Source organism: Paenibacillus nanensis (assembly GCF_003583765.1).
GTDB lineage: Bacteria > Bacillota > Bacilli > Paenibacillales > Paenibacillaceae > Pristimantibacillus > Pristimantibacillus nanensis.
The window spans coordinates 125263-144973 of record NZ_QXQA01000009.1 but is presented as its reverse complement, the minus strand read 5'-3'; the positions used below and the strand labels follow the sequence as shown (position 1 = coordinate 144973).

The window sequence follows — 19711 nt, the reverse complement described above, 5'->3', positions numbered from 1 at the left end:
ATGCATGGCTAAAATACGCGTCGGCCGGGTCAGCGAGCAAATCAAAAAAGAGCTGAGCCAAATTATCCAGATGGAGCTGAAGGATCCTCGAATCGGCTTCATCACGGTTACGGGCGTAGAGACGACCAGCGATTTATCCCAGGCTCGCATCTACTTGAGCGTGCTTGGCAGCGACGAGCAGAAGGAAGAGACGCTAAAGGCGCTGGGGAGAGCTACCGGTTTCCTTCGTTCCGAGCTCGGCAAACGGATGAAGCTTCGCCATACGCCGGAGCTGCTGTTCAAATTCGACAGCAGCATCGAGTACGGAAGCCGAATCGAGTCCTTGCTGACTGAACTCAATAACGGGAATGAAGCAAGATGATAAGCAAAGATCAGTATGTTTCCCAATTGGATGAAGCATTGGCTTTTATTAAAGCCAATGCTTCCTTCCTTGTCGTCTCCCATGTTCAGCCCGACGGCGATGCGATCAGCTCGACCGTGGTGGTCGACTGGCTGCTGGAACGTATGGGCAAAAAAGCTGTGCTCGTGAATGAAAGCGAGCTCCCGTCCCGCTTAAATTATTTGCGTCATTTTGACCAAATCCTATCTTTGAAGAAGCAGAAGCTTGAGGCGTCTTTCGATGCGGTTATCGCGGTTGATTGCGCCGATAACCGGCGAATGGGAGAGGTCTCTTCCTTTTTTCCTGAAGGCTGCGCTATTCTGAATATCGATCATCATCCGACCAATAACAGATTCGGCTCAGTCAACGTCATTCAGCCGCATGCGGCGGCAACGGCCGAGATCCTGTTCGATTTGATTGAACGGGCGGGAATGACGCCTGATCTCGATTGCGCAACCGCCATTTATACCGGGCTGATGACGGATACGGGCGGTTTCCGATATTCCAATACAAGCCCGCGTGTCATGGAAATTGCGGCGAAGCTGCTGGAGACCGGCGTTTCCGGAAGCAAGCTGGCCGACCATCTGCTGGAGAAAATGACGATGGCCAAGCTGAAGCTTCTGCAAATGTCGTTGGCAAGACTGACGTTTAGCGAAGATTTGAGAATCGGCTGGGTCTATATCGGGAAAAATGATCTGACCGATTGCGGCGCCGTTCCCGAGGATCTGGAAGGCATCGTGAACTATGCGCTGAATGTCGATGGCGTCGAGGTCGGCATTTTGTTCAAAGAGACAAACGACGGGGCAGTCAAAGCGAGCTTAAGGTCCGCAGGCAAGGCGGACGTTGCGGCGATTGCGCAAACCTTCGGCGGCGGCGGACATGTGCGGGCTTCAGGCTGCAGGCTTGACGGACCGATCGAAGAAGCGATTCGCGTATTGGTTGATGCGGTAAGAAAGGCGTTGGTATAAGCATGGACGGCATTTTGGCGGTATGGAAGCCGGAGGGCTGGACTTCGCACGACGTGGTGGCTAAGGTTAGACGGCTGCTCAAGATGAAACGGATCGGACATACCGGCACGCTTGACCCTATGGTAACCGGCGTGCTCCCTTTATGTTTGGGCCGCTCAACGCGCGTCGTGGAATACATACAAGAAAGACCGAAGGCGTACGAGGCGGTGCTGAAGCTTGGGATCGCCACGGATACCGAGGATATGACCGGCGAGGTTATCGCTCGTCAGCCAGTGCAGAACGTTACGAAGGAGCAGGTTGAACAGGTGTTAAACCGCTTCATCGGCGACATTGAGCAGGTGCCTCCCATGTTCTCGGCTGTTAAGGTAGGCGGCAAGCGTCTATATGAGCTTGCGCGGGAAGGCAAAACGGTGGAACGCAAAGCTAGAACGGTGACAATCCACGAAATTAAGCTGCTCCATGCCGAGCTCGACAGCGAGGAGCCGGAAATTACTTTTTCCGTCGTATGTTCCAAGGGAACCTACATCCGCACATTATGCGTCGATATCGGCAAAGCGCTGGGTCTTCCGGCGGCTATGGCCAAGCTTACGCGCACGATGTCCGGCGGGATTACGGCAGAAGGGTGTTTAACCTTGGCTCAAATTGAGGAACTGTTGAACGCAGGCGAGCTTGAAAAGCATCTCATTCCCGCCGATCAAGCCATCGCGCATATGCCGAAAGCAACGGTTGCGCCGTCTGCCGTCAGATTGGCTCGGCGCGGGCAGAAAGTGCCGCTGTCCAAGCTTTCGAACGAGTGGAAGGACGGCGAGCTTGTCCGGTTGTACGAGCCTGCTGAGCATGGCCAATTTCTGGGCATTTATCAGGTTGATTCCGAGTCGGCTCAGATTAAGCCGGTTAAAGTGTTTACAAGCAACGAACCTTAAGGCTGTGTACATTGCAATTAAGCAGGCAAGCCGGGTAAAGTTTACGTAGAAATGCAGGTGTCAGTTGTGGAAGTCATCCCATTATCTTATCCCTTAAACAACCCAGAAGCGCTTACGGGCGGGAAAAAGCTGTCGATCGCCATCGGTTTTTTTGACGGTGTGCACCGCGGCCATCAAAATGTGATCAAAGCGGCGACCGCCCATGCCAAGCAATCGGACATGCGGTCCGCTGTGCTTACCTTCTCGCCGCATCCGAAGGAGGTGCTCGGGCAGGGCGATCCGCATTACCGCTGCCTGACGCCGATTTCGAGCAAGACGCAGCTGATCGAAGAGCTTGGCGTCGACGTCGTATTCGTCATGAAGTTTGATCTTTCGTTCGCGTCGCTTTCTCCAGGCCAGTTTGTCTCCGAAGTGCTTCGTCCGCTTGGCGTCGCGCATGCCGCCGTCGGCTTCGACTTCACATTCGGCAGCAAGGGGAGCGGCACGGCCGAAATGCTTCGGGAGCTCGGCGGGGCGGATATTTCCGTCCATATCGAGGAGCCGCTTTATGAAGACGGCATGAAAGTGAGCAGCACGTTCACGAAAGAGTCGCTGGAAAGCGGCGATCTCGCGATGGCGAACAAGCTGCTCGGCCGCCCGTATGAAGTGACGGGAACGGTCGTGCACGGGGACGGCAGAGGCCGGACAATCGGTTTCCCCACAGCCAATCTGGACCTCGATGATCCGTACGTAACGCCGCGTCTCGGCGTATATGCGATAACGGCCTGGATCGACGGGGAAAGCTTTGGCGGCGTGCTCAACCACGGCAAGAAACCGACGTTTAATAATACGGAGGTTGTGCCGGTCATGGAAGCTCATTTGTTCGATTTCGACCGCGATATATACGGCAAAGAGATACGAGTGCAGTTCCAATCCTTTATCCGGCCTGAGCAGAAGTTCGGCTCCGTTACGGAATTAATCGCTCAAATTGCGGCGGATTCCGACCAAGCGAGAAAATGGCTTGCCGAGCGGAAGTAATTTCCTCGACAAGCGCTAATCCAATATGGTATACTAGAGACCGTTGCGAACAGCTTGCCCTCGTATGAGGGTTAGGTGGCTCGTATACTGAACCTTAGCTTGGTTGTCCGCTCTCACCGGCGGCGGCGAGGCTAACGGCGATTATGAATAAGGAGGTGAAAAGGATGGCAATTACGCAAGAACGCAAACAAGAGCTGATCGAGACTCACAAAACTCACGCGAGTGACACGGGGTCCCCTGAAGTTCAAATCGCTATCCTTACGGAGAACATCGTTAACCTGACTCAGCATCTTCGCGAGCACAAGAAGGATCATCATTCCCGCCGCGGTCTGCTTAAGATGGTAGGTCAACGCCGTAAGTTGCTAGCTTACCTGAAGAACAAAGACGTAAAACGTTACAGCGCATTGATCGAAAAACTCGGCCTTCGCCGTTAAAACATGCGTGAGCAGAAAGCAACCTGATTATCCCGTCCGCCAGTTCGTCTGGAGCAGGGGTTCGGGTTGCTTTTTGTAATAGGAAAAAGGAGGGACTATATGCTTCAACGTATTGAAACGACGTTAGGCGGCCGACCGCTCGTGCTTGAGACCGGGCGACTGGCTAAGCAAGCGAATGCGGCAGTCACGGTCCGCTACGGCGAGACTGTTATCTTATGTACGGTTACCGCATCGACGGAGCCTAAGGATTTGGATTTCTTCCCGCTAACCGTCAACTATGAGGAACGGCTGTATGCGGTAGGCAAAATTCCCGGCGGCTTCATCAAACGCGAGGGTAGACCAAGCGAAAAGGCTATTTTGTCCAGCCGCTTGACGGACCGTCCGATTCGCCCGTTGTTCCCGGAAGGCTTCCGTAACGACGTGCAAATCGCCAATATCGTCATGAGCGTCGATCAGGATTGCTCGCCGGAAATTGCGGCGATGATCGGCACTTCGGCGGCGCTGACCATCTCCGACGTCCCGTTCAATGGACCGATCGGCGGTGTCGTTGTCGGCCGCATTAACGGACAGTTCGTGATTAATCCGACAGTGGCGCAGGAGCAGGAAACCGATATTTATGTCGTTGTTGCGGGCACGAAGGACGCGATCATGATGGTGGAGGCGGAAGCGAACGAGGTTCCGGAATCCGTCATGCTGGAAGCGATCATGTTCGGACATGACGCCATCAAATCCATCGTTCAAAGCATCGAAGAGCTGCAAGCTCTTGCCGGCAAAGAGAAGATGGAAGTCAAGCTACATACCGTAAATGCTACCGTAAATGCGGAAGTTCGCGAATACGCTTCTGCTCGTCTGGTCGAAGCCGTGAAAATTCCGGAGAAGCATGCGCGTCAGGACGCGATCGACGCTGTGAACAGCGATACGGTTGCTCATTTCGAGGCGAAATACGCGGATACGCCGGAGCTTCTGGCCGACGTCAAGGAAGTATTGTACGATATTGTGAAGGAAGAGGTTCGCCGCCTCATTACGCACGACAAAGTGCGTCCAGACGGCCGTAAGCTGGATGAAATTCGTCCAATCGAATGCGACGTTGCGCTCCTGCCTCGCACACATGGCTCCGGCCTGTTCACGCGCGGTCAGACGCAAGCGCTCAGCATTTGTACGCTAGGCGCGATGGGAGACGTGCAAATTCTTGACGGCATCTCGCCGGAAGAGACCAAACGATTCATGCACCATTATAACTTCCCGCCGTTCAGCGTCGGCGAGGCTCGTCCTCTTCGTCCGCCGGGCCGCAGGGAGATCGGCCACGGAGCGCTCGGCGAACGCGCCTTGTCGAAGGTTATTCCTTCCGAAGCGGAGTTCCCGTATACGATTCGTCTCGTTTCCGAAGTGCTTGAGTCCAACGGCTCCACATCGCAAGCCAGCATTTGCGCGAGCACGCTCGCGATGATGGATGCGGGCGTTCCGATCAAAGCTCCGGTTGCGGGTATTGCCATGGGCCTGATCAAGGACGGCGATCATTTCTCCATCCTGTCGGATATTCAAGGCATGGAAGACCATCTCGGCGATATGGACTTTAAGGTTGCCGGAACGGCTCAAGGCGTAACCGCCATTCAGATGGATATCAAAATCGACGGCATCGACCGCAGCATTTTGGAGCAAGCGCTGGAGCAAGCCCGCGAAGGACGCATGCATATTTTGGGCAAAATGCTTGAAGTGATGTCCGCGCCTCGGACAAGCCTTTCGAAATATGCGCCGAAAATTCTTACCTTGCGCATTAACCCGGACAAAATCCGCGACGTTATTGGCGCAGGCGGCAAAATCATTAACAAAATCATCGAAGAAACCGGCGTGAAAATCGATATCGAGCAAGACGGCAGCGTCTTTATCGCTTCTTCCAATGAAGAGATGAACCAAAAAGCGAAGGCCATTATCGAAGGCATCGTGAAAGAAGTGGTCGTCGGCGAGATTTATCTCGGAACGGTGAAGCGGATCGAGAAGTTCGGCGTATTCGTCGAAATTTTACCGAACAAGGACGGTTTGGTTCACATCTCGCAATTGTCTACGGAACGCGTAGCGAAATGCGAGGATGTTGTCAAAATCGGCGATCAGATCACGGTGAAAGTAACCGAAATCGATCAGCAAGGCCGTGTTAATCTGTCGCGCAAAGCGGTTCTTACAGCAGAAGCCCCTGCTCAATCTTAAGTGTTGAGCGGGACGCTTCACTCCCATAGCCAGCCGTAAAGAGTCAGAGCTTATCTGTCTCTTTTTTATTTGGGCCGAGCATATTCTTGTCCATGCGCACATACACATGTCCATGAGCGCATGCGGAGCCAGACGGCTCTCGCGCGACTGATGCGGTTGGGAGTGGGAACGATGAATTTGCGAAAAGCGGCTGCCATATCGGCTAGTGTATTGATGCTGCTTGTTTTAGTCAAAATGAACGGAAATATCGCTTCCTTTATCAACACTGTGAAATCGGGGGACGCAGTCGAAGCGTTAGGGAGAACCTCCTACACAGAAGAAGAAAAGCGGGAGCTCTATGAGGCGATCGTTGCGGAGGCGGAGACGAAACGAATTGCGCCCGTAGACGCGCGTATTGACCGGGTATGGCATGCGATTCCCGGCTATAACGGCCTTGCCGTCGACATCGAAAAAACGTACGAAGCCGCGCTCAAGGCGCCGAGGTCCGGCGCCATTCCGTTTCAGTACCAAGAGATCGAGCCGAAAATATCGCTAAAGCATCTTGGGCCTCAGCCGATCTATAGAGGCAATCCGAATAAACCGATGGTATCGCTGATGATCAATGTGGCATGGGGCAACGAATATATCGATCCGATCCTCGCAACGCTTGAGGAGAAGGGGGTTAAGGCAACCTTCTTCCTCGACGGCAGCTGGCTCAAAAAAAATGTGGACGTTGCCAAAAAGATTCAGGCGGCGGGGCATGAAATGTCCAATCACGCGTACTCGCATCCCGATATGAAAAACTTAAGCAGAACGGACCAATATAATCAGATTGCGAAGACGCAGCAGCTGCTCAAGGAATTGTTGGGTGTAGATAACAAATGGTTTGCGCCTCCATCCGGGTCGTACAACGCGGCAACCGTGCAAATCGCCAGCGAGCAAGGGCTGGGCACGGTTCTTTGGACGCTGGATACGGTAGACTGGAGAAAACCTCCCGCCGATTCGGTCATCCGCAAGATGCAGGCGAAGCTGGAGCCCGGCTCGCTTATTCTGATGCATCCGACGGAAACGACCAAAGGCGCCTTGGCCGGCATTATCGATGCCGCCATCGCGAAGGGCTTCGTCATCGGGACGGTAAGCGAGACGCTTTCGAGCAACCGCGTCGCGGCAGTTGTTGAGGGAGCCCATTTATTTTGATATAGTGAAATCATTGCTTGCGAGCTTACGAAGCGGTTTTGCAAAACGCAAAACTTGGAGGAGGATCTCATTGAACAAATATACGCTTAGCAACGGATTGCGCGTAGTCGTTGAATACATACCTACCGTTCGCTCCGTCTCATTCGGCATTTGGGTCAAAACAGGCTCCCGTAACGAGACGATCGAAAATAACGGGATATCGCATTTTATCGAACATATGCTGTTCAAAGGCACGGAGAGAAGGACCGCAAAAGATATTGCGGATGTGTTCGACGGCATCGGCGGCAACGTAAACGCCTTTACGGCCAAGGAATATACGTGCTATTTCGCCAAGGTGCTGGATGAGCATCTGCCGATCGCGGTAGACGCCTTGTCGGATATGTTCTTCCATTCCCAGTTCGACGAGACGGAGCTGGCGAAGGAGAAAAACGTCATCTTAGAGGAAATCGCCATGTATGAAGATACGCCGGATGATAAGGTTCATGACGAGGCGTCCCGCGCTTCCTTCGGCGATCATCCGCTCGCGTATTCCATACTCGGCTTAAAGGACCGTTTGGAAGCGATGGGCCCGGACACGCTGAAGGGCTACATGAAAGAACGCTACACGATCGAAAATACGGTTGTCAGCGTGGCCGGCAATGTCGAGGAAGGCAAGCTGCTTGAGCTGCTCGAGAAGCATTTTGGCGCTTTTTCGAACCATGCGGAACCGTTCGTGCCCGAGGCTCCGGTCTTCCGCGGCGATTACGTGTTTTACAAAAAGAAAACCGAACAAAACCATATCTGCATGACGTTCCCTGGCTGCTCCAATAAGGATGCCAAGCTGTACGCGATGGTGCTGCTCAACAATGCTTTGGGCGGCGGCATGAGCTCCAGGCTGTTCCAAGAGATCCGGGAGAAGCGCGGTCTTGCTTATTCCGTCTACTCCTATCATACCGGCTATGCCGACTCTGGCTTGTTTACCGTGTACGCCGGAACGGCTCCGAAGCAAACGAAGGACGTGCTGAATCTAACGCTTGAGCAGATCCATGAGCTTTCCGTCAAAGGCTTAGCGGAAGATGAGCTGCACCGCGGCAAAGAGCAGCTGAAGGGCTCCTTGATCTTAAGCCTGGAAAGCACCAGCAGCCGCATGAACCGCATCGGCAAAAACGAGCTGATGCTCGGACATCACTACACGCTTGACGAGCTGCTTAAACGGATCGACAACGTCACGATGGACGATGTGCGTGAAGTGACGAAACGGATACTGTCGGTTCCGTTTGCGGTTGCGATGGTCGGTTCGACGGACAAAGATGCGGCAAATTTAAGGAGAGATCAGTATGTACCAGGTTCTGTTTAAACGTCTGGAAGGCAATGAAGATATCGCGGTTCCGCGCAAAATGTCCGAATGGGCCGCAGGCTTTGACCTGCAAGCGGCTGTCGCTGAACCGCTCACTCTTAAGCCGGGGGAGCGCGCGCTTGTTCCTACGGGCTTTGCAATGGCGATGCCGAAGGAGCTCGAAGCGCAAATCAGGCCGAGAAGCGGCCTCGCTTTCAAGCATGGCATTACATGCTTGAACTCGCCGGGAACAATCGACGCGGATTACCGCGGCGAAGTGAAGGTTCTGCTCATGAATCACGGAGCCGAGCCGTTTACCGTTACACGCGGCGAACGGATCGCGCAAATGGTGTTCCAGGAGGTTCCCGCCGTAACGATTGAGGAGGCTTCGGAGCTTCCGGATACGGTCCGCGGCGCGGGCGGCTTTGGTCATACGGGCGTGAAATAAGAACAGGCGGCGCAAATACCGCTTTCGTTCAAACGAATTAAGGCTTGCCAGATTCATCTGGCTGGCCTTTTTCATTTTTCGGGCTCGTTTTTTCACCCGTTTCTGGGCGCACGCATACGATGGTCTATATCTTATTGGCCAGAAGGGAGTGAAGCCCGATGTTAACTGGCGTTCAAGTGCTGCTGCTTGGCGGCGATGCGAGACAGCTGGAGGTTATCCGCAAGCTTAATGAGCTTGATGCATCCGTTACCGTGTGCGGATTCGACGGCTTGCATACTTCCTTGGACGGCGCCGTTCACGCCGAGTTCGATGAAACGCTGTTCGAGGGCGTCGACGCTCTGCTGCTTCCAGCGGTTGGGACGGACGACCAAGGGAATATCCATGCGGTCTTCAGCGACCGCGAGATGAAGCTGACGGGCGAGCACATCGCGAAGCTGCCGCAGCATTGCACTGTATATACGGGGATGGCAAAGCCTTATTTGCGCAAGCTCTGCGAAGAGAAGGGAATAAAATTGGTGGAATTGTTCGACCGCGACGATGTGGCCATCTACAATTCGATTCCGACGGCGGAAGGCGCGCTTATGATGGCGATCCAGAATACCGACATTACTATTCACGGCTCCGTATGTATGGTGCTCGGATTCGGGCGCACAGGATTTACGATGGCGAGAACGCTTCAAGGCTTAGGCGCGAAAGTCAAGGTGGGCGTCAGGCGGTCCGAGCATTTCGCGAGAGCGCTCGAGATGGGTTTTGAGCCCTTCTACACCACTAACTTGCTGCAGCATGTAGGCAATGTCGACTTGCTTTTCAATACAATTCCAACTATGGTTGTCACAGCTCAGATTATAGCGAATTTACCGTCGCGTTCCGTCATTATCGACCTCGCATCGAACCCGGGCGGCACGGATTTCCGTTTTGCGGAAAAAAGAGGCATAAAGGCCTTGCTTGCGCCCGGCCTGCCAGGTATCGTAGCTCCGAAAACAGCTGGACGCATCATAGCGGATTGTTTATCTCAGTTGATCATGGATGAAACGATGAAGCGGGGGAATGGAGTATGAATTGGAACGGGATTACGGTTGGTTACGCGTTGTCCGGCAGCCATTGCACGTTTGCCGAGGTGATGCCGGAAATTAAAAAGTTTGTGGATGCGGGCGCGAATGTGGTTCCGATCGTGTCGAATACGTTAGTGACGACGGATACACGCTTCGGCACGGCGAAGGAATGGCAGGAGCAGCTTACCGGCATTACGGGAAACGAGATTATTTCAACGATTGTTCAAGCGGAGCCGCTGGGACCTTCTAAGCTGTTAGATATCCTTGTCATCGCTCCTTGTACCGGCAATACGACCAGCAGACTTGCAAATGCGATTACCGACAGCGCCGTCCTTATGGCGGCCAAAGCGCAAATGCGCAACGGGCGGCCGATCGTGCTGGCTATTTCCACGAATGACGGATTGGGGCTAAATGCGGCGAACATTGCCAAACTTCTAGTCGCCAAACATATTTATTTTGTGCCGTTCGGTCAAGACAATCCGGTTCAGAAGCCCAATTCATTAGTGGCGAGAATGGATCTGGTGATGGAGACATGCGAAGCGGCGCTTCAAGGAAAGCAGCTCCAGCCTCTGCTGATCGAAAGGACATAACGAGACATTACCAAGGATGAACTGAAAGACGTCATGAAGCTGCCGACGGTTACTCGGAATCTACGATGACACGGTACCTTTGCAGCTCTCGTCTTCGGGGAATGATGGAGGCTCATGGAATGCGGATTTTGGTTCAAAAATTCGGAGGAACCTCGCTTTCAACCGAACAAGCAAGAGAACGCGTCATTCATCATATCGAGAGAGAACGAAACAGCGGATATGCCGTTGTGGTCGTCGTTTCGGCAATGGGCCGGAAGGGCGACCCGTATGCGACGGATACGCTGCTTTCCTTTGTACGCGACAACGGCGGCGCGCTTCCCGCTCGAGAGAAGGATCTGCTTATGGCTTGCGGAGAGATGATTTCCGCAGCCGCTATGTGCAGCCTTTTGCAATCCAGAGGGATACCCTCCGTTGCCCTAACCGGCGGGGGGGCCGGCATTATAACCGATGAGCAGTTCGGTTCAGCCCGAATCAAATCCATCCGGACGGACCGGCTGCTGCATGAGCTGCAGAACGGTAAAGTCGTTATTGTCACCGGCTTTCAGGGGGTAACATCGGACGGGGACATCACGACGCTTGGGCGGGGAGGAAGCGACACGTCCGCGACCGCGTTAGGAGCGGCGCTTCAAGCGGAAATCGTCGATATTTATACGGATGTAGACGGCATCTTGACGGCGGATCCCCGCATTGTAAGCGAAGCGAGACCGCTTGAGGTGGTAAGCTATGCGGAAGTCGGCAATATGGCGCGTCAAGGCGCCAAGGTTATTCATCCGAGGGCTGTAGAAATCGCGCAGCAGTCGCGGATTCCCGTGCGGGTTCGATCGACGTTCTCGGATGAGCCGGGGACGCTTGTAACGGATGCGTCCGCGGCAAGCGGCGGTCAAGCAGTAAAAGATAAGTTCGTAACGGGCATCGCTCATGTTACGGGCGTCACGCAAATTTCCGTCCAAGCCATTGAAGGACGTAACGACATGCAGCTGCAGGTGTTTCAGACCATGGCGAAGCATCACATCAGCGTCGATTTCATAAATGTAACGCCAAGCGGAGCGGTGTATACGGTATTCGACGAAGACGCGGATCATGCGCTTGCTTTGCTTAGCGAATGCGGCTTCTCGCCGGCGGCTGTGCGCAGCTGCGCAAAAATCTCGGTTATCGGCGGCGGGATGAACGGCCAGCCCGGCGTCATGGCTCGCATCGTAGAAGCCTTAACGGAGCAGGGCATTATGATCATGCAGTCCGCCGACTCCAATACGACGATTTGGGTGCTTGTACAGGAAGCCGATATGGCGAAAGCGCTGCGCGCGTTGCACGCCAAATTTGATCTTCATCGTTAAGTGTATAGAAGGAATTTTCCTTTCGTGATATAATGCATTAAAGAGTTTACGCTTAGGAGGAAGAGCCAAATGGATTTCGGCAGATTGATTACCGCAATGGTCACCCCATTTGATGCGGAAGGACAAATAGATTGGCAGACTACGGAGAGACTCATCGATTATTTGATAGATGAGCAGAAGAGTGACAGCTTGGTCGTGTCCGGCACGACGGGCGAATCGCCTACACTGACGGAGGACGAGAAGCTTGCGCTGTTTCAATTTGTCGTCAAGCATGCGGCGGGACGTTGCAAGGTCATTGCCGGGACGGGCAGCAATAACACGGCTCATTCCATTCATTTGACGAAAGCCGCGGAAGCTTGCGGCGTCGACGGGGTGCTCCTCGTCGCTCCTTATTATAATAAACCGACGCAGGAAGGCTTATATCAGCATTTCAAAGCGATCGCCGAGTCGACGAAGCTTCCGGTCATCCTATATAACGTGGAAGGACGGACAGGCGTTAATATTTCCGTCGATACGACGCTTCGCCTGGCGCAGATCGATAATGTAGTGGCGACAAAGGATTGCGCTTCTCTGGAGCAGCTGACTCAGATTATTAGCGCGGCTCCAGAAGGCTTTTACGTATACAGCGGTGACGACAGCGCGACATTGCCGGCGCTTGCTGTCGGCAGCTATGGGATTGTCAGCGTGGCAAGCCATATTGTCGGCGCGCAAATGCAGGAACTGATTCAAGCCTATGCAGACGGAAACGTACAGGAAGCCGCTCAACTAAACGGCAAGCTGTTCCCGGTATTCAAAGGCTTGTTCCACTGTCCGCATCCGGTCCCGAATCCGGTAGCGGTCAAATATGCGCTTAGCCTCAAAGGCCTTCCAGTAGGAGGCGTTCGTCTGCCGCTTGTCAATGTGAATGACGCAGAAGCGGAATTTTTGCGTAACTTAATCTCGAAGTATTGAACGCGTAAGAGCATTGATTAACGATTTGAATGACCTCGTAACGTACCGCGGTCTCATCCCTTGAAGGTTTTTAATTGAGATTTTTTTTCTCGTTTCAAGCAAGAGAATTGCTTGCCGGAAGCCGATGCCTACAGCATCGGTTTTCTTTTTTGGGGGAAACTTAATCACAATTCGTGACCGGTTTCGTTTTGTATTACTTGTATTCCATCTTTTTCTTCATGTATAATAAGCACAAGTGACTGGGTGCGGCAAAGTTATGAGTTTGAATAAATCGTCAGAGCGGCATCTGACGTTTATCTAGTTTTGCATAGATTATGAGTACGAAATGGTAAATTATTGAATCACAACAAATATTAGGAGGTATGGATACACTTGTCAAAGAAGAACAACCAGGATAAGCTGCTTATCTTTGCACTTGGCGGAGTAGGCGAAATCGGCAAAAATATGTATGTTATCCAGTACAATAACGACATTGTGGTCGTAGATTCAGGCTTAAAGTTTCCGGAAGAGGACATGCTCGGCATCGATATCGTCATTCCGGATATAACGTACTTAACGGAGAACCGTGATAAAGTTCGCGGCATTCTGATCACCCACGGACATGAGGATCATATCGGCGGACTGCCTTACGTTCTGAAGCATCTGAACGTTCCTGTATACGGAACGAAGCTGACGCTCGGACTGATTGAAGGCAAGCTGAAGGAAGCGGGCATGCTTGGCGAGACGAAGCGAATCTTGATCAGCGCGGATTCCGAAATCCAGATGGGCTCCATTCGCGCAAGCTTCTTCAAGACCAACCACAGTATTCCGGATTCGGTCGGCGTCTGCTTGGACACGCCGGAAGGCATCGTCGTTCATACGGGCGACTTCAAATTCGACCATACGCCGGTGAATGACCAGTTCGCCGATTTGCAGCGGATTGCCGAGATTGGAAGCCGCGGCGTGCTGGCTCTGTTATCGGACAGCACGAACGCCGAAAGACCGGGCTATACGCCGTCGGAGGCAAATGTAGGCGACGAGCTTGAGGACATTTTCCGGAAGTCGACACAGCGTGTCGTTGTCGCGACGTTCGCATCGAACGTACATCGCATTCAACAAATCATTAATGCCTCGATCGCAACTCGCCGCAAGATTGCTGTCGTAGGCCGAAGCATGGTCAATGTCGTAAGCATCGCTTCCGAGCTGGGATACTTGAACATTCCGGAAGGCATGCTGATCGAGCCTGAAGAGGTAAACAAGCTTGCCGCAGACCGTGTCGTCATTTTATGTACAGGCAGTCAAGGGGAACCAATGTCTGCGCTTACACGTATGGCTAGATCAACGCATCGCAAAGTCGATATATTGCCAGGGGATACGGTTATTATTGCCGCAACGCCGATTCCGGGCAACGAGCGTTACGTAGGCCGCACAGTGGATGAGCTGTTCCGTCTCGGTGCAAACGTTATTTACGGACCAGGCTCCGTATCCGGCGTGCACGTTTCCGGCCACGGCAGCCAGGAAGAGCTGAAGCTCATGCTTAATCTGATTAAGCCGAAATATTTTATCCCGATACACGGAGAATACCGGATGCTGCGCCAACATGCGAAGCTTGGCGAAGCGATTGGGATGGACCGCGAAAATATCTTCATTGTCGACAATGGAGATACGGTTGAATTTCAAGGCGGCGTCGCTCGCAAAGGCGCGAAAGTGCAAGCGGGCAACGTCCTGATCGATGGTTTGGGAGTCGGAGACGTAGGCAATATCGTTCTTCGCGACCGCAAGCTGTTATCTCAAGATGGAATCCTAGTTGTCGTCGTAACGCTTAGCAAGCAAGACGGCGCAATTATGTCGGGGCCGGATATTATCTCGCGCGGATTTGTGTATGTTCGCGAGTCCGAAGGCCTGCTTGATGAGGCGAACCGAATTGTTACATCAACACTGAATAAGCTGATGAGCGATAAAGTCAATGAATGGGCATCTCTGAAAACGAATGTGAAGGATGCGCTTGGCCGCTTTTTATATGAACAAACCCGTCGTCGTCCTATGATTTTGCCGATTATCATGGAAGTGTAAACGACCCTTAAGGCCCATCACGAAATCAAAACGCTTTTCTTTCCGCAATAGCGGATGGGAGGCGTTTTTTTTTACCTTTAGATAACGGAAATATTGTTCCGCGAAGGCCTGGAACCGAATAAAAAAACCATTCGTCCCCATACTATGATGAGCTATGAATCAAGCGCCAAAGGGGACATGAAACGATGACAGACCTTCTATATCCAAACATTAGGAACGAGCAGCCTGAACCGGGCGTTCCCGAGAAAAAGCTGAATCCCGCTGTTGAAAACATCCAGCAGCTGGGCACGGCACAAACGCCTACGGCCGCCGAGTCGAATATTTTTTGCATGACGATTATCGGCCAAGTGGAAGGCCATATGATCCTTCCTCCTCAGAACAAAACGACAAAATACGAGCATATTATCCCGCAGCTTGTTGCCGCCGAACAAAATCCAAAAATCGAAGGCGTGCTGATCGTCTTAAATACCGTAGGCGGAGATGTCGAAGCGGGGCTCGCGATTGCGGAGATGATCTCATCCTTGTCCAAGCCGACGGTTACGCTTGTGCTGGGAGGCGGTCATTCCATCGGCGTTCCGATTGCGGTGGCCGGGAATAAATCGTTTATCGCGGAGACCGCGACGATGACGATACACCCGATTCGTCTGAACGGTCTTGTCATCGGCGTGCCGCAAACCTTTGAATATTTGGAAAAAATGCAGGAGCGGGTCGTGCGATTTGTAACCTCCCATTCGAATGTAGCGGAGCAGACGTTTAAGCAGCTGATGTTTAAAACAGGGGAGTTGACCCGGGATATCGGCACAACCGTTATTGGAACGGATGCGGTTAAGCATGGTTTGATCGATGCGGTAGGCGGTTTAGGCGACGCGCTTAGAGAGCTTAACGCCATGATTGAGCTGCGCAGAGCATCCGATCTGACGCCAGGCGGGGGGATCACGCAATGACGCTGCATACGATCATTCCGATGGAGCTTGTGTTTCAAGGCTTTGACTCCGACCCGGAACCGACGCATGAAGTTAAGGTAAATGGGATCAAGATGGAGGTTGTTCCGCTTGCTCCCGGCATGGGGCGGATTGTGCGTCTGCTCGATTGCTCCCTGAACGATTACCTGAATCCGGAGTTGTCGCCGGGATGCATTATCCATTACGGATCTCTAAACGGTTAGGTCTTGCCGGTTTAAGTCTTTCGTCATAGCCCCTGTCCCAAAATTTATGGTATAATGGGAGACCAGAGGTGACGGAATTGGCAAAAAAGAGAAGGAAAAAGAAATCAATTGGCGCACAATTAAAATATGAAGTATACGGCATATTGCTGATTACGATATCCATCATTGCGCTCTCGGGGGAAGCTGCCGTAGGGCGCGCTTTGTCGAAGCTGTTCGGGCTTGTGCTCGGCAAGTTTTATTTTGTTTTGGCGCTTATCGGAATCTACGTAGGTTTGGTTGTCATGGTCAAACGGGCATGGCCGAAAACCTGGTCGAGCCGGAGGACGGGGTTAGTTATCCTCGTCCTCGCTTTTACGCTTAGCAGTTCAATATCGGAAATGAATATGCGATATGCTGGCGTAGACCGCGAAGCGCTTAGCAGCGGCGTCATCTTAAGCACCCTTGGCTCTGACTTAAGGGACCAGCTGATTACGGTAGCGCCGGAGGATGATGTGTCGATACGCGATAAATCGATTAGCGGCGGTTATGCCGGCGCCATCCAATACGCCATGTTGTTTATGCTGTTCGGCTATTACGGGGCGTTAATTATTAATATCGTCATGTACGCCATTGCTATCATGCTTGTCACGGGCAAATCGTATGTAGAGCTGATGAGTATTTTGCGTAAACGCACAGGCCGCTTGATCAAGCTGCTTCTCGCCAAACGAAGCGCGATGCGCAAGCGTAAGGCTGCAGCAGTTGCGCTTGCGAAGACCCATGATCAGCCGGACGATGACGGAACAATCGACGACGACGATTTGTCTTATCAGCCTGTTCCTCAGAGGAAAAAACGATCGTTATTTTTTTCTTGGCCTTCTCAGGATCGCGGAGAAGAAGAGCAAGTCCCGGAGCATGACGATGAATGGCAGCTCCCGCATGAGGACAAGCACGAACGCGGAGCGAAGCCTGAAGCCGTGCCTACATGGGTGAATGAAGAAAATGCGGGCTGGGAACCTGCCGGAGAAGCTTATCCGAAGCAGGAGAAGGCAATGGACGACACCCTGCCGCCTTGGGAGGCGGAAGAGCCGTCGGGTCATTCCGTATCCGGCATACATAATGAATCAATCGAAGCGGATCATCAAACCCCAGCTTGGAATGAAGATAAGCAAGAGGCATTCGGACAGCCGGCAGAGGAGCTTGCTTCAGAATCGATGGATGATATCCATGCTTTCGAACAAGAGCAGCCGCCGCAGCGCGACCCGCTGCTGGATTCCGATGCGCTTGTAACAGGGGCTGAGGCGGAGAGCGGCGCCGCGCAAAGATCTGCTTCGGAACAAACGCCATCAGAGAAGCCATATCTTCTGCCTCCGTTTACTTTGCTGCATAAGCCAAGCGGCTTATCCAAGGGATCGGACGCAACGGATATGTATGAATCAAGGCGGAAGCTGGAAGCAACGCTTGAAAGTTTTGGCGTAAAAGCGAAGGTGCTGGACGTCGTTCGCGGACCTGCGGTAACCCGTTACGAAGTGCAGCCCGCGACGGGAGTCAAGGTAAGCCGCATTGTCGGCTTGACGGATGACATCGCGCTGGCTCTGGCTGCGAAGGATGTAAGGATGGAGGCCCCTATCCCGGGCAAATCGGCGATCGGCATCGAAGTCCCGAATATGGAAGTGTCCGTCGTCACCATGCGCGAGGTGATGGAAACGCCTGCCTTCCAAAACTCGACCTCCAAGCTGTCTATTGCGTTTGGCCGGGATATTTCCGGCCAGACGATCGTCGGTAATTTGGCGCGCATGCCGCATTTGCTGGTAGCCGGCGCAACAGGCTCGGGCAAATCGGTCTGCATTAACGGTATTATTACAAGCATTCTGTACAAGGCCAAGCCGGATGAGGTCAAGTTTTTGATGATTGACCCGAAAATGGTCGAGTTGAACGTCTACAACGGCATTCCGCATTTGCTTGCGCCGGTCGTAACCGACCCGCGCCGCGCATCGCTCGCGCTGAAAAAAATCGTTGTCGAAATGGAGAAGCGTTATGAGCTGTTCTCTAAATCGTCAACGCGGAACATTGAAGGTTATAACACGTTGATGGCCGAAAATCCTGCCGCGATTTTGCCATATATCGTCGTTATTGTGGACGAGCTTGCGGATCTTATGATGGTAGCTGCGGGAGATGTGGAAGACTCGATCGCCAGACTCGCGCAAATGGCGCGCGCAGCGGGAATCCATTTAATTATCGCTACGCAGCGTCCGTCCGTCGACGTCATTACCGGGGTTATTAAAGCGAACATTCCTTCCCGCATCGCGTTCGGCGTCTCGTCGCAAGTCGATTCGAGAACGATCCTCGATATGGCGGGAGCAGAGAAGCTGTTAGGCCGGGGGGATATGCTGTTCCTGCCTGTCGGCATGTCGAAGCCGATCCGTGTGCAAGGCGCGTTCCTCTCCGATCAGGAGGTAGAAGCGCTGGTTGCGTTCGCGCGCGACCAAGGAGAAGCGGAATATAAAGAGGACTTGGTGCCTGAAATTAATGAAGATGAAGGCGACGACGATGAAATGATGCTGGACGAGCTGTTCGACCAGGCCGTACAAATCGTTGTGGAAGCTAAGCAAGCGTCCGTGTCGCTCCTTCAAAGAAGAATGCGGATCGGGTATACGAGAGCCGCAAGAATGATCGACCAGATGGAAGCGAGAGGCGTTGTCGGGCCGTACGAAGGAAGCAAGCCGCGTGAAGTGCTGATGTCCCTCGAGCAGCTGCAGGCAAGTCGCATCAGCTCCTAAGATTGGATTGGCCGGTGCATAGAAACTGGGGAACTTTCTCATACTAGTGTCAGGTAACGCTACCTGAAGCGAACTAACTTGCATGAGAAAGGCAGATCCCTACATGAGAACTCGTTTGATAGCGGTGACCTCGATCATCGTTCTGCTCGTATTCGGCGCGTATACATTCCGAAATGGTTACGACGGCCATACAGCGGAAACGTTCAGCAATGCGACATTAAAGGTTGGTTCAGTCGGTGATGACGTACGCGAGCTGCAAGGACGCCTAACCTATCTTGGTTATTATAACGGCAAGATAGACGGCGATTTCGGCCAGAAGACGAAAGGAGCCGTAACCTGGTTTCAATGGAAGTTCGGCTTGAAATCGGATGGCATTGTCGGCGCGGACACGAAGAAAAAGCTTGTGGATGCGACAAAAGGCTGGAAACCGGGAACGACGCAAGCGGGCGGCGGGACGGAGAAAGCCACTTCAACAGGAGGCGGCGGAGGCGGGGGCCTATCTCGTTCCAACCGATACGGTCTGACCGATAATGATATCCGCATCATGGCGAACGCCGTTTACGGAGAAGCGCGAGGCGAGCCGTACGAAGGTCAAGTTGCCGTTGCGGCCGTTATATTGAACCGGGTAAGGAACGAAAATTTCCCGAATACCGTCTACGGCGTTATCTTTCAGCCGCGGGCATTCACGGCGGTCGCTGACGGACAAATTTACTTAACGCCGAACGAAAACGCGAAGCGGGCGGTAGAGGACGCGATCAACGGCTGGGATCCTACCGGCGGCTGTCTATACTACTTTAATCCGAATACCGCCACTTCCGCATGGATCTGGACGCGTCCGCAGGTTAAGACGATCGGCAAACATATTTTTTGCATGTAACCCAGTCGTAACAATAAGCCAAACATAAGGGAAGCAGCCGCTTCTGCGCGAGCGCAGCGTGGTTGCTTCTTC

At 53.0% G+C, this 19711-nt stretch carries 18 protein-coding genes; all 18 read left to right on the top strand.

Annotation, left to right across the window (positions count from 1 at the left end; all coding sequences use genetic code 11):
- Positions 1-4: 4 nt before the first annotated feature.
- The 18 genes from rbfA (at position 5) to sleB (ending at position 19639) form a co-directional block, all read left to right on the top strand.
- A complete protein-coding gene (gene rbfA / locus D3P08_RS15295; RefSeq protein WP_119600565.1) occupies positions 5-361 on the top strand; it encodes a 30S ribosome-binding factor RbfA in 357 nt (118 codons plus the stop codon).
- On the top strand, positions 358-1347 hold the full coding sequence (locus D3P08_RS15290) for a DHH family phosphoesterase (RefSeq protein WP_119600564.1): 990 nt from the start codon (positions 358-360) through the stop codon (positions 1345-1347). Before rbfA ends, D3P08_RS15290 begins: the two co-directional genes overlap by 4 nt.
- 2 nt (positions 1348-1349) lie before the next feature.
- Positions 1350-2270 carry a tRNA pseudouridine(55) synthase TruB gene (gene truB, locus D3P08_RS15285; RefSeq protein ID WP_119600563.1) on the top strand — a complete coding sequence of 307 codons (921 nt, stop codon included), beginning with the start codon at positions 1350-1352 and terminating at the stop codon, positions 2268-2270.
- Between the two features lie 66 nt (positions 2271-2336).
- Positions 2337-3287 (top strand): bifunctional riboflavin kinase/FAD synthetase, encoded by a 951-nt coding sequence (locus D3P08_RS15280; protein WP_119600562.1) that lies wholly within the window; start codon positions 2337-2339, stop codon positions 3285-3287.
- A 164-nt stretch (positions 3288-3451) separates the two neighbouring features.
- On the top strand, positions 3452-3721 hold the full coding sequence (rpsO, locus tag D3P08_RS15275) for a 30S ribosomal protein S15 (RefSeq protein ID WP_119600561.1): 270 nt from the start codon (positions 3452-3454) through the stop codon (positions 3719-3721).
- A gap of 99 nt (positions 3722-3820) precedes the next feature.
- Positions 3821-5923, top strand: a complete 2103-nt coding sequence (pnp, locus tag D3P08_RS15270; RefSeq protein WP_119600560.1) for a polyribonucleotide nucleotidyltransferase — start codon at positions 3821-3823, stop codon at positions 5921-5923.
- A 171-nt stretch (positions 5924-6094) separates the two neighbouring features.
- Positions 6095-7099 carry a polysaccharide deacetylase family protein gene (locus D3P08_RS15265; RefSeq protein ID WP_119600559.1) on the top strand — a complete coding sequence of 335 codons (1005 nt, stop codon included), beginning with the start codon at positions 6095-6097 and terminating at the stop codon, positions 7097-7099.
- Positions 7100-7169: 70 nt separating this feature from the next.
- The gene (locus D3P08_RS15260; RefSeq protein WP_119600558.1) at positions 7170-8435 is read left to right on the top strand and encodes a M16 family metallopeptidase; all 1266 of its coding nucleotides are present in this window, start codon (positions 7170-7172) and stop codon (positions 8433-8435) included.
- Positions 8416-8862, top strand: coding sequence for a dUTP diphosphatase (gene dut, locus D3P08_RS15255; RefSeq protein ID WP_119600557.1), 447 nt, complete (start codon positions 8416-8418; stop codon positions 8860-8862). Before D3P08_RS15260 ends, dut begins: the two co-directional genes overlap by 20 nt.
- Positions 8863-9020: 158 nt before the next feature.
- Positions 9021-9920 (top strand): dipicolinate synthase subunit DpsA, encoded by a 900-nt coding sequence (dpsA, locus tag D3P08_RS15250; RefSeq protein WP_119600556.1) that lies wholly within the window; start codon positions 9021-9023, stop codon positions 9918-9920.
- Complete coding sequence (locus D3P08_RS15245; protein WP_119600555.1) at positions 9917-10504, top strand: dipicolinate synthase subunit B; 588 nt, start codon at positions 9917-9919, stop codon at positions 10502-10504. Before dpsA ends, D3P08_RS15245 begins: the two co-directional genes overlap by 4 nt.
- A gap of 119 nt (positions 10505-10623) precedes the next feature.
- A complete protein-coding gene (gene dapG, locus D3P08_RS15240) occupies positions 10624-11838 on the top strand; it encodes an aspartate kinase (protein WP_119600554.1) in 1215 nt (404 codons plus the stop codon).
- Between the two features lie 69 nt (positions 11839-11907).
- Entirely contained in the window at positions 11908-12789 is an 882-nt protein-coding gene (gene dapA, locus D3P08_RS15235) for a 4-hydroxy-tetrahydrodipicolinate synthase (protein ID WP_119600553.1), read from the top strand.
- 372 nt (positions 12790-13161) lie between these two features.
- Positions 13162-14841 carry a ribonuclease J gene (locus tag D3P08_RS15230; RefSeq protein WP_119600552.1) on the top strand — a complete coding sequence of 560 codons (1680 nt, stop codon included), beginning with the start codon at positions 13162-13164 and terminating at the stop codon, positions 14839-14841.
- 185 nt (positions 14842-15026) lie between these two features.
- Positions 15027-15785 carry a ClpP family protease gene (locus tag D3P08_RS15225; RefSeq protein WP_119600551.1) on the top strand — a complete coding sequence of 253 codons (759 nt, stop codon included), beginning with the start codon at positions 15027-15029 and terminating at the stop codon, positions 15783-15785.
- On the top strand, positions 15782-16006 hold the full coding sequence (locus D3P08_RS15220; RefSeq protein ID WP_119600550.1) for a YlzJ-like family protein: 225 nt from the start codon (positions 15782-15784) through the stop codon (positions 16004-16006). The genes D3P08_RS15225 and D3P08_RS15220 overlap by 4 nt, the downstream gene beginning before the upstream one ends.
- 107 nt (positions 16007-16113) lie before the next feature.
- Complete coding sequence (locus D3P08_RS15215; protein ID WP_476703858.1) at positions 16114-18762, top strand: DNA translocase FtsK; 2649 nt, start codon at positions 16114-16116, stop codon at positions 18760-18762.
- Between the two features lie 103 nt (positions 18763-18865).
- Entirely contained in the window at positions 18866-19639 is a 774-nt protein-coding gene (gene sleB, locus D3P08_RS15210) for a spore cortex-lytic enzyme (RefSeq protein ID WP_119600549.1), read from the top strand.
- The last annotated feature ends 72 nt before the right edge of the window (positions 19640-19711 follow it).

Bases quoted from the DNA above. Each gene is read 5' to 3' on its own strand.
- rbfA (WP_119600565.1), top strand. From the start codon at position 5: ATGGCTAAAATACGCGTCGGCCGGGTCAGCGAGCAAATCAAAAAAGAG.
- D3P08_RS15290 (WP_119600564.1), top strand. From the start codon at position 358: ATGATAAGCAAAGATCAGTATGTTTCCCAATTGGATGAAGCATTGGCT.
- truB (WP_119600563.1), top strand. From the start codon at position 1,350: ATGGACGGCATTTTGGCGGTATGGAAGCCGGAGGGCTGGACTTCGCAC.
- rpsO (WP_119600561.1), top strand. From the start codon at position 3,452: ATGGCAATTACGCAAGAACGCAAACAAGAGCTGATCGAGACTCACAAA.
- pnp (WP_119600560.1), top strand. From the start codon at position 3,821: ATGCTTCAACGTATTGAAACGACGTTAGGCGGCCGACCGCTCGTGCTT.
- D3P08_RS15265 (WP_119600559.1), top strand. From the start codon at position 6,095: ATGAATTTGCGAAAAGCGGCTGCCATATCGGCTAGTGTATTGATGCTG.
- dut (WP_119600557.1), top strand. From the start codon at position 8,416: ATGTACCAGGTTCTGTTTAAACGTCTGGAAGGCAATGAAGATATCGCG.
- dpsA (WP_119600556.1), top strand. From the start codon at position 9,021: ATGTTAACTGGCGTTCAAGTGCTGCTGCTTGGCGGCGATGCGAGACAG.
- D3P08_RS15245 (WP_119600555.1), top strand. From the start codon at position 9,917: ATGAATTGGAACGGGATTACGGTTGGTTACGCGTTGTCCGGCAGCCAT.
- dapG (WP_119600554.1), top strand. From the start codon at position 10,624: ATGCGGATTTTGGTTCAAAAATTCGGAGGAACCTCGCTTTCAACCGAA.
- dapA (WP_119600553.1), top strand. From the start codon at position 11,908: ATGGATTTCGGCAGATTGATTACCGCAATGGTCACCCCATTTGATGCG.
- D3P08_RS15225 (WP_119600551.1), top strand. From the start codon at position 15,027: ATGACAGACCTTCTATATCCAAACATTAGGAACGAGCAGCCTGAACCG.
- D3P08_RS15220 (WP_119600550.1), top strand. From the start codon at position 15,782: ATGACGCTGCATACGATCATTCCGATGGAGCTTGTGTTTCAAGGCTTT.
- sleB (WP_119600549.1), top strand. From the start codon at position 18,866: ATGAGAACTCGTTTGATAGCGGTGACCTCGATCATCGTTCTGCTCGTA.